The following is a 791-nucleotide window of genomic DNA, read 5'->3' on the forward strand; positions in this document are numbered from 1 at the left end:
CGATCAGCTGGCGGCTTTGTGGGTCTGAAGTGGAGAGTTGCTCTTCTTTGTCCTGGTCCAACTGCCGCTGTAGCTTGTGGTAGTTGTCCTTTCGTTTGTGGTGCTTGTCTATTTCTTTATGAATGCTTGCTTTGGCCGCAGTACCATCGGCCTGTTCCAGGGCCTGGTTATATTCCTCCAGCTTGTTGTCGATATAGCGTAGGTGACGGTCGATCTTCTTTTTATTGAAGTTGTTTTTCTTGCTGTTCTGTGCCCGTAGCTTGGTGGAGTCCCCGGCAATGAGTTTTCCGCCAATGAGATTGAAATCTTTGGCCAGTGCCACGGTGGCCCGGAAGACTTTTTTTATAGCCTCGGGATTATCTTTTCTGAAGTTGGCAATAGTATTATGATCCGGGGCCAGTTGTCCAAGCAGCCACATCAGCTCAATGTTGCGCCTGCATTCCCGCTCCAGCTTTCTTGAAGACCGCAGGCAGTTCATGTAGCCATAAATAAAGAGTTTTAGCAGCAGCCCCGGGTGGTAAGCCGGCCTTCCTCCTTCGGGGAAATGCACCCGAAAGCCCATCTTTTCCAGGTCCAGGCTGTCCACGAAAGTGTCCACAGCCCTGACTTCATTTTCCTGCTCGATGGCCTCCTCCAGAGACACCGGGAAGAGCAGGGATTGTTTGCGATCTTTTCCTGATATAAACCTCATATATTCAAGATACTACAATACCTTATTGTGCTGAGAACCAATCAGCAGAAGAAATTAACAAAGTTATTAAGGATATGGAGGTTATTAGACAGTCTGACGG

At 48.4% G+C, this 791-nt stretch carries 1 protein-coding gene; it reads right to left on the bottom strand.

The window, feature by feature from the left end:
* On the bottom strand, positions 1 to 691 hold a 691-nt coding region (locus tag RM553_RS19545; protein WP_311536643.1), incomplete at its 3' end, for a transposase.
* Positions 692 to 791 lie beyond the last annotated feature (100 nt).

It is taken from the genome of Autumnicola tepida, assembly GCF_031846485.1.
Lineage (GTDB): Bacteria > Bacteroidota > Bacteroidia > Flavobacteriales > Flavobacteriaceae > Autumnicola > Autumnicola tepida.